This is a genomic window from Pseudomonadota bacterium, from assembly GCA_023229365.1.
GTDB lineage: Bacteria > Myxococcota_A > Polyangia > JAAYKL01 > JAAYKL01 > JALNZK01.
This window is the reverse complement of record JALNZK010000172.1, coordinates 1-8,658: the sequence shown is the minus strand read 5'-3', so window position 1 is coordinate 8,658 and position 8,658 is coordinate 1. Positions and strand designations below refer to the sequence as shown.

6 protein-coding genes and 2 pseudogenes are annotated in these 8,658 nt (G+C 68.1%); 1 reads left to right on the top strand and 7 read right to left on the bottom strand.

Annotation, left to right across the window (positions count from 1 at the left end; translation table 11 throughout):
* Positions 1-122: 122 nt before the first annotated feature.
* Together M0R80_29605 and M0R80_29600 are read right to left on the bottom strand one after the other, a co-directional pair.
* The gene (locus tag M0R80_29605; protein MCK9463794.1) at positions 123-1,787 is read right to left on the bottom strand and encodes a hypothetical protein; all 1,665 of its coding nucleotides are present in this window, start codon (positions 1,785-1,787) and stop codon (positions 123-125) included.
* A gap of 5 nt (positions 1,788-1,792) precedes the next feature.
* Entirely contained in the window at positions 1,793-2,731 is a 939-nt protein-coding gene (locus tag M0R80_29600) for a hypothetical protein (protein MCK9463793.1), read from the bottom strand.
* Between the two features lie 99 nt (positions 2,732-2,830).
* Here M0R80_29600 and M0R80_29595 point away from each other — a divergent pair, with 99 nt between their 5' ends.
* Complete coding sequence (locus M0R80_29595; protein ID MCK9463792.1) at positions 2,831-4,603, top strand: tetratricopeptide repeat protein; 1,773 nt, start codon at positions 2,831-2,833, stop codon at positions 4,601-4,603.
* A 463-nt stretch (positions 4,604-5,066) separates the two neighbouring features.
* Here M0R80_29595 and M0R80_29590 read toward each other — a convergent pair.
* The 5 genes and pseudogenes from M0R80_29590 to M0R80_29570 form a co-directional block, all read right to left on the bottom strand.
* Positions 5,067-5,195 (bottom strand): annotated as a pseudogene (locus tag M0R80_29590) (prepilin-type N-terminal cleavage/methylation domain-containing protein).
* A 64-nt stretch (positions 5,196-5,259) separates the two neighbouring features.
* Entirely contained in the window at positions 5,260-5,643 is a 384-nt protein-coding gene (locus M0R80_29585; protein MCK9463791.1) for a hypothetical protein, read from the bottom strand.
* Positions 5,644-5,664: 21 nt separating this feature from the next.
* Positions 5,665-5,799 (bottom strand): annotated as a pseudogene (locus M0R80_29580) (prepilin-type N-terminal cleavage/methylation domain-containing protein).
* Between the two features lie 149 nt (positions 5,800-5,948).
* Complete coding sequence (locus tag M0R80_29575; protein ID MCK9463790.1) at positions 5,949-7,346, bottom strand: sigma-54 dependent transcriptional regulator; 1,398 nt, start codon at positions 7,344-7,346, stop codon at positions 5,949-5,951.
* Positions 7,347-7,384: 38 nt separating this feature from the next.
* Positions 7,385-8,658 (bottom strand): tetratricopeptide repeat protein (locus tag M0R80_29570; protein MCK9463789.1); only part of this gene is annotated, 1,274 nt, incomplete at its 5' end.

Genomic DNA, 8,658 nt, shown 5'->3' with positions numbered 1-8,658 from the left:
GGAAGCCACCCTCGCCGCCGAACGGCGTCTCCGAACACTCGATTTCCGCGAAAGCGAATCCGAACTCCGCGGAGTCGAACCAGTCGGCAAGTCAGCGCGGCGGGCTTATGCGCAACAGGCTCCTAGGGCGCCTTCCGCTTCGCGGCTTCGGCCGCACGCCCGCGGTACAGATCGAGGTACTTCAAGATGACCGCGCGCCTGTGATCCTGGAACCACGGCGCCGCGAGCGCCTTCTCGGTGATGATCAACGATTGATCCGGCCGCCCGGCCCGATCGCGCGCCTCGGCGAGCATGAGGACGTTTGTGAGATCTTCCGGGGATCGGCGCGCCGCCTCCTCGAGGAGGCGCGTGGCCGCCTCGACGTCCCGATCCTTGAACAGCGCGATCTTGGCGGCGGCGTTGAAGTACGCGGCCTCGGCGAGCCGGCTCGTGAAGCGGCGGTCGGTCCCGGCAAGAGGGCGCAGCACCTCCTCGGCGGCGTCGAACGCGTGGGCCTGGCACAGCGCCTGCGCGAAGTTGACGCGGGCGACCTCCGATTCCGGGTGGTACGCGAGCTCGGCCGAGAAGAACGACACCTCGGTCCGCCACTCGCCGATCCGTACCCAGGACAGGAGACACAGGAGCGCGACGGCGACCGCGAGCGCGAGCTCCGCCGTTCGTCCCCACCTCCGAACGAGAAGAGGTGCGCCCGCGAGCAACAGCCCAGCGAGCGGCAGGTGGAGGTACCTCGTCGCGACGGCCTGCACCTCTCCCAGCGGCAGCGGCGCCGCCATGGATGGCGCGAACAGCACGAGCGCGAACAGAGCTCCCACTGACGCGAGCGACAGCCGTCGCACACGGACAACGTCGACGACAGTCTTCGCCGCGAGCAAAACCCAGGCGACCGCAGCCGCCGTGATCGCGAACGCGCTACCCGGGCCTAGGACGACCACCGTGCCCTGCGGGGCCGGGTAGACGGCGCGCAGGAGGACCTGCCCGATGCCGAGCGCCGCCACCGCGGCCGGGGAGGTTCCAGACATGAACGGGTTCGGGCTCCCGCCGCCACCGGTGATCACGGCCGTCCGCAATGCGAGGTAGATCGCCACCGGCACGACCGCCGCAATCCAAGGCCCCTTCCGTCGCAGCGTGGCGATTGACGGCCGATCTTCCGACGCGCCGTGAAGGAGGGACGCGGCGAGCGGGGCGAGCGCCGCCACCACACCCGTCTCCTTCGACGCGCAGGCGAGGAACCCCGCGACCGCTGCCACCGCGAGGCGCAGCGTTCCACCCCTGCCCGCCTGGTAGTCATGGAGCGCGGCCACCTCGACCGCGAGGAAGATCAGTGCCAGGTGATCCGAAACGTTCGACGCGAGGCACAGCACCTCGGCGCAGAGGGGATGCGCGAGGAACACGAGCCCCATCCAGAGTCCGACGCGGCGGGCCTCCGGGCGACCGCCGGCGAGGGCGCGGGAAACGAGCCGTGCGATCGCGAGCGACGCGCCGATCGCGGCGAGGAGGGAAAGGAGGTGCATGCCCCACGGCGCCTTGTCGAACACAAGCCCGCCGAACCACAGAACGGCCTTCGTGAGCGGCCGCCAGTAGTCGACGGGGTCGCTCGAGATGTAACTCGAGTTGCTCCAGAAAGGCGCGCCGACGATGTCGGCCAGGCGCCCCAAGCTGCCGCTCGCCTCGATCTCCGAAACGAGATACACGTCGTCCCAGACGAGATCATTTCTGAGCACCTGCGCGACGGTGGCGATCACGGCGATCCCTACGACGAAGAGGAGGGCGTGTCGTCTGAGGAACACGATCTTCAAAGCGTGTCGTCCACGTCGATCGCCGTGCCATCGTCTTCCCGTAGCGCCCACGGTTCGATGACGTCCCGCGCGCCGAGCGGGATCTCCGGCTGCACCATGAGGAACATGTCGAACGGGACGAACGGCATCTCCGCGCGCCACCGTTGCTCGAGCCTTCCCGTGATGGCGATATCCCGCTCCGCCGCCTCCCCCAGGGCGCGCCTGAGTTGCGCCTCGAGCGACCTGCGGATCATGGGATCCGTCTCCTGGACCAACATCGCGCGGAGGTGCTCGATGACGAGGTCGTCCATCCCCTCGGCGCGCATCAGGGACGAGGACATCACCGAAACGTACTGTGGGGCACCGGACATGGTCGCGGCGGCGCGGACGAGTCGGGCCCCCGCCTCCTTCGCCCGCTTGAGCTCCGGCGATTTCGGTTCGAGGAACGGTTCGAGCTCGTGGTAGTGGAGGAACCCCAGGACGAACGCCATCTCCCCGTCGTCGGGATACTGTTTCAGCCCCTTCTCGAGCAGCGCGATCGCCATCTCGACTGTGCGCCGCGTGATCGTCCCCTTGTGGTACAGGGTGAGCCGCCCGCCGTCGGTGTACGCGCTGCGGAACCGCGGATCGAGGCTCGTGACCACGTCGAGGTAGTTCACGGTGAACTGCGCCGAGGGCGCGTCCTCGGGGATGCCCGTATCGCCTCGCCTGTTCCTCGAAAACTCGGCGCGCTCGCCGAAGTACACGATGGTCGCGACCCAGACGAGATCCGCCGCCGCCTCGTTGTAACCCATGGAGAAGGTGCGCAGCCACGACGGTGGCGGCAGGTAGAAGCGATCCTCGTCGGAAACGATCTCCCGCATGATCTCCGCAGAACGCGCCCGCGAGTACAACGCCGTGACGGCGAGCGCGACTGCGAGCGCGGCGATGAGAACGCGTGTCGTGCGAGGTCCCATGAGCTCGGCGGTCATTATCTCAGAGAAGGCCTTTCACTGGACAACCTTTTGACATCCGCTTTCGCATCGCGGACGATCCGGCCGAATCGAGGAGCCCACATGGCCAACGAGCACGAGAGCCCAGCAGTCGAGCGTACCGCGTCGACAGGATCGAGTCGCGCCCGTGCGGCCCTGCGCCGCGCCTTGTTTCCCGCGATCCTCGTCGCGCTCGCGCTCGCCCTTTATGTTCCGACTTGGGGCCATCCGTTCCTCTGGGATGACAAGGCGATGCTGGTCGACGGCACCGCCTTTTCGTCGACGAGCTCGTTGGGCGAGCTGCTCACGGCACCCTATCGCTCCATGCTCGAAGAGAGCGGGAGGCCCGGTTCATTCTACCGACCGGCGAGCCTCTTTGCGCTGGCCGGAGAGCTCAGGCTGTTCGGCACGAGTCCAACCGGGTATCGAATCTGTCACACCGCGCTGCACGTGGCCTGCTGTCTCCTCCTCTTCGCGCTCCTCTGCCGCCTCGGCGCGGTCGCATCGCCCGGCTCGTCCTCCGCCGCGGGGCGGCGGGCCGCGTTCGCCGGCGCGGCGCTCTTCACCGTCGTGCCGAGCGGGGTCGATACGATCCTCCTGCTGACCAGCGTCGGCGATCAGATGGTGCTCGCCGCCACGCTCGCGGCGCTGCTCTTGGGCGGCGCTCTCTGCCAGGGCGGGAGCAGATGGGCGTTCGTCGGGCTCGCGCTCGCAAGCGTCGCGTGCGTCTTCTCGAAGGAGAGCGGCGTGTGGCTCCCCGTGATCTTCGCCGTGTACTGCACCGCGATCGGCGTTCGGCTCCGCTCCGCGCGCTTCGCCGTGTCGCTCGGAGCGACGATCGCCGCCGCAGTCGCAATGATCGCCGCTCGCGCGGTGTTCATCGACCCCTCAAGCACGTCAATTCGCGAGGGAGCTTTATGGCGTGCCATAGGTGGGCTCGGGCTGGCGGCGCGTTTCTCCGTGCTCCCGCATCCGCTCGGGCTCGAGATCGAGGTTCCAGGTGTTCCAGGGCCCGAAACCGCGATCGGGCTTGCCGCCGCACTGTCGCTCGTCGTCGGCGTGCTCGTCCTGCGCAGAAACCGCGCCATGCTGTTCGGAATCTCCTGGTGGGCATTCGCCGCCACACCTTCGCTCGTCGCCGTGGCGCTTACCGGGGTGCTCGGATCGCGGTATTTATGCGTCCCCGCGGCCGGGATCGCCTGCATCGCGGCCGCGGCCTGTCTCGCTAAGCGGCGACCCGCCTACCTCGCGGTCGGCGGCCTGGCCGCGATCTGGATCCTGTTCGCCGTGCTGCGCGCGCACGCTTGGGGCGGCGATCTCCGGCTCTGGTCCCGCGAGGTGGAGCTCAACCCCGGCCGCGCGCCGAGCCTCATCAACCTCGCCCACGCACTGCGCTGGCGCGGCAGCGAGGATGCGGCGGAGGCGATGTTCGACCGTGCGATCGAGGCGGCACGCTCCTCGAACGATCGGAAAAACGAAGCTTATGCGCGCGCCAACCTCTGCGCCCTGTACACGGATCAGCGACGGAACGACGCCGCCATCGCGCAGTGCTCGGCCGCGGTCAAAGCGGACAGCGGACTCGTGTTCGCGTGGCTCTCGCTCGGGAACCTCCACGCAGCGGACGGCGCATGGGACAAGGCGCTTCGCGCGTACCAGGAGGCCGCCCGAAGAGATCCGCGCGCGTACCGCCCGATGATCTCCATAGCCGGCGCCGCGGCCGCGCTCGGCGACCGCGAGCTCGCGCTGCGCTACCTCGAGATGGCCGAAGCCGCGACCGCGGGTTCGCCCGAACACCGCGCGGATCTCGTGAAGCGCCGTGCGCTGGTGCGCGAGCGGATCGGCTCTCGAAAGGAGTAGGTCTTGGGGGTTGCAGCGGATCGACGGACGGGAACGGGGACTACTCGAGCGGGTCGTTCTTGTAGACGCCCGAGGAGCCCTGGATGCCGCCCGAGACCACCTGCGCGGCGCGCTCGAAAAGCGAAAGGGTCGTGTCGCCGTCCAGATCGCCAGAAGCCTGAGCGAAGAAATCATCCCCTTCCGTGACCGTATTCCCTGTCGCCCCACTGCCCGTGAAGTTGTAGGCGTAGTAGAAGTTGTCGGCCACGGAGTAGTCCAACGCCTTCCATGAGTCGCTTTCAAAGGAGGCCATGTGATCGGAGGCGATGAACTTCTCCCCGCTGAGCAAACCCGTATCCGGCGTGTACCCGGTGGTAAGCGGCAGGCAGTGCTGCATGATCGTGCCCGTGACGCCCTGGCCGACGTGCTCGGAATCGAAATAGCTGACCGCGCCCTCGTAGATGCGGTCGATGTTCAGGGTCGCCTCCGACGTCTTGGCCTTCTTCATGTAGTTGAGGAACGCCGGGATCGCCACGGCGGCCAGGATGCCGATGATCGCCACAACGATCATGAGCTCGATCAGGGTGAAACCACGTTTGATCCGTTTCTTCATCTCCAGCTCCTTTTTTCTTGCCCGGGCCGCGAAGCCCGGCGCTGTTGCATTGCCGCGACCGCTCTCACGGGCAGTCGACCTCCCCTTCGTCGAAGTCCACGATACGGCTGCTGCCCGAGTACACCTCGAACCCTCCGCACTCGCTGTCGTCGTCGAGATTCTGGACCGCCCGCGCCGCGAACCAGAAGTCCGCGGAGGTCAACGGCTCCAGACCTTCAAACAGGGTGGCCGCCGTCCCCGGCGAGCCCGTCTCCATTGTGTAAACGAAAAAGACAGCGCCGTCCGGGATGACGCCGAGCTGCCTCCATTGTCCCCCGACGCTGTCCAGTGCGGTCTCGGTCGGCCACCTCTGCTCCTCGGAGCTCGGGTCGCTCGTCGGCGTCCAGCCCGTGTCGACGCTCGCGTACCTGTGGAACGTGGCGCGGTACGCCTCCTGCTTGAGCCGGATGTCGGCGAGGACGCTCGTCGCCTCGGAGTTGTGGGCGCGCTGGACATACGCCTTGTACGAGACGATCGCGACGGCCGCCAGGATGCCCAGAATCGCGACGACGATCATCAACTCGATGATCGTAAAACCGGCTTGTCGTCTTGAGTTCCTCTCCATGACATCCCCTCCTCGTAGCAATTTCCATTCCTCGACCGTGGAAGTCTGCAACACATTGATACCAATGAGTTTTTTCATCATCCAAGCCTCGATTGTCCAGCAGGGCTAGAAAAGATGCTCAATAAGGTCAGCCCGAGTGACAATTTTCGTCACTTCTCTTCCTCCTGTGGCGCGAGCCCGAGCTTGCCCATGCGGTACCGCAGCGAGCGGAACGTGACGCCGAGCAGCTTGGCCGCCTGGGTCTGCACGCCTCCCGCGCGCGCGAGCGCCTGCTCGATGTACCTGCGCTCCAGCGCCTCGAGCGCGGCGTCGAGATCGATGCCGTCCTGGGGCAGCGACTGCTGCCACGGCGACGCGCCCTTGCCCTTGTGCATGACGGTGAGCGGGAGGTCGTCGACCTCGATCTGCGGGCCGGTCGCCAGCGTGGCCGCGCGTTCGAGGATGTTCTTCAGCTCGCGGACGTTGCCCGGGAAGTCGTGCTCGAGGAGCGCGCGCATCGCCGCGTTGCTCACGCCCGAAATCCGACGCCCGACGATCGGCTCGAGGCCGGGCAGGAACGCCCCCACGAGCTCCGGGAGATCCTCTCTGCGCTCGACGAGCCGCGGCAGGTGGATCTGGATGACGTTCAGCCGGTAGTACAGATCGGTGCGGAATCGCCCGGCCTCGACGAGCGCCGCGAGATCTTGGTTCGTAGCCGAGATGACGCGCACGTCGACCGGCCGCTCGCCGCTCGCGCCGACCGGACGGATCGTCCGCTGCTCGAGCACCCGCAGCAGCTTGACCTGGAGCGAGGCCGGGAGCTCGCCGACCTCGTCGAGCAGGATCGTGCCGCCCTCGGCCGCCTCGAAGAGGCCGATCTTGTCCTCTGTCGCGCCGGTGAAGGCGCCGCGCACGTGGCCGAACAGCTCGGACTCCATGAGCGGCTCGGGCAGCGCCCCGCAGTTCAGCGCCACGAATCGCCGCTCGGCGCGCGCGCCGCAGAAGTGAATCGCCCGCGCGACGACCTCCTTGCCCGTGCCCGACTCCCCGGACACGAGCACGGTCGCCGCGGTGTCGGCCACGCGCTGGCACACCGCGATCACCTCGCGCATGGCGGGCGATCTCCCGATCATGTCCGCGAACCGGTACTCGCCGCGGACCTTGGCGCGCAGCCGGATGTTCTCCCGCACGAGCTCCCGATGCTCGAGCGCCTGCCGCACGATGAGAACGAACTCGTCGAGGTTGAACGGCTTCGAAAGGTAGTCGTGGGCGCCCTTCTTCATCGCCTCCACGGCCGACTCGGTCGTGCCGTACGCGGTGATGAGGATGACCGCGCAGTGCGGATCCCGCGCCTTCGCGGCCTCGAGCACGTCGATCCCGGTGCCGCGATCCATCAGGAGATCCGTAACGACGAGATCGAACCCCGCTCCCGCCCCGATCATCTCCACGGCCTTGACGCCGGAGCTCGCCGTCGCGACGTCGTACCCCTGCCGCTTCAGCAGGATCGCCATCATCTCGCGGACCGACTGCTCGTCGTCCACCACGAGGATTCGAGTGCCGTTGGTCATGGCGAAGATGATAGCCGATCGCGCGTGCTCGTGCACAGTTACGGCCGGGGCGATGGCGGCGTTCCCCCGAGCGCCCCGAGGTACTTCCTCCGGCGGGCGTCGATCGCCGCGCGCCTGTAGTCGTCGAATCGCGGCGACGCGAGCGCGTCATCGAGGATCGCCACCGCCTGCTCGGGCTGCCCGGCGGTCATGCGCACGGAAGCGAGATCGAGCACGTTCCCGAGGTCGTCCGGCCATGCGGCAATCGCCTCCCGGAGCAGCCGGGTGGCCGCGTCCGTGTCCCCGTCGCGAAGCACGAGGATCGCGGCGCGCTCGTTCAGCAGGCGAGATCGAGCGCGTGCCGCCCTGGCCTGCGGCCTCGACTCCGCGCGCGCGATCGCCTCCTCGGCCGCCGCAAACGCGTGCACGTGCACGAACGCGGAGATCGCGTTGATCTGATCCGGCATCGATTCGGGGTGGTACGCCGCCTCGGCCGTGAAGAAAGAGACCTCGTCCTGCCACTCCTCGACGCGCAGCCACGACAGGACGACCAACAGCACGGCCACGACGGGAGCCGCGAAACGCAGGCCGCGGTTCCAAATCCGCGCCGCCGCCGGCAAAACGGCGAGCAGCAGTCCAGCGAGCGGAAGGTGGAGGTACCTGGTCGGGAAGCGCAGCGGATCCTCGTCCGAGAACCTGTCCACGCCCAAGAGAGACGGGACGAGCCATGCAAGCGCGAGCGCGACGCCGATGGACGCCAGCCCGGGCGGGCTTCTCCGCCAGAGGGGCCGGGCGACGGCGACGGCGATCCCCGCCCACGCGACAACAGCGAGCGCCCAAGGCAGCACCGCCCCCGGGGTCGTGTAAACGTTCGCGCCGGACGGGATCGGCGCGCCAATCCCCTGCAGCGCGAGCCCGGGGCCGATCCCCAAAGACAGCGCGAGGACCTCCGGGGGCGGCCAAGCCGTCGCGGCCCAGCCGGCTCGGGACGTGACGTACGCCCGCAGCGCGAGGTACAGCGCGACCGGAAGCACCGACGCGGCCCACCAACCGACTCGGAGCCAATCCCGCCGGACGACGGCGCCGCCGGACGCCCGCGCCAGAAGAAGCGCAACCGCCGGCGCGAGAGCGCTCGTGACGCCTATCTCCTTCGAGCCGCACGCGAGGCAGCCGAGGAGCCCGGCTGCGACGAGCCTCCACGCCCCCCCCCTCTCCCTGTGTCCATCGAGAACGAGAATCTGCACCGCCATGAACGCGAGCGCGAGGTGGTCCGAAACGTTGGCCGCCATGCCGACTATCTCCGCGGCCAGAGGATGCGCCGCAAAGATCACGG

What these genes read in the sequence shown, in the direction of transcription:
- M0R80_29600 (MCK9463793.1), bottom strand. Translation starts at nt 2,731, where the DNA reads ATGGGACCTCGCACGACACGCGTTCTCATCGCCGCGCTCGCAGTCGCG.
- M0R80_29595 (MCK9463792.1), top strand. Translation starts at nt 2,831, where the DNA reads ATGGCCAACGAGCACGAGAGCCCAGCAGTCGAGCGTACCGCGTCGACA.
- M0R80_29575 (MCK9463790.1), bottom strand. Translation starts at nt 7,346, where the DNA reads ATGACCAACGGCACTCGAATCCTCGTGGTGGACGACGAGCAGTCGGTC.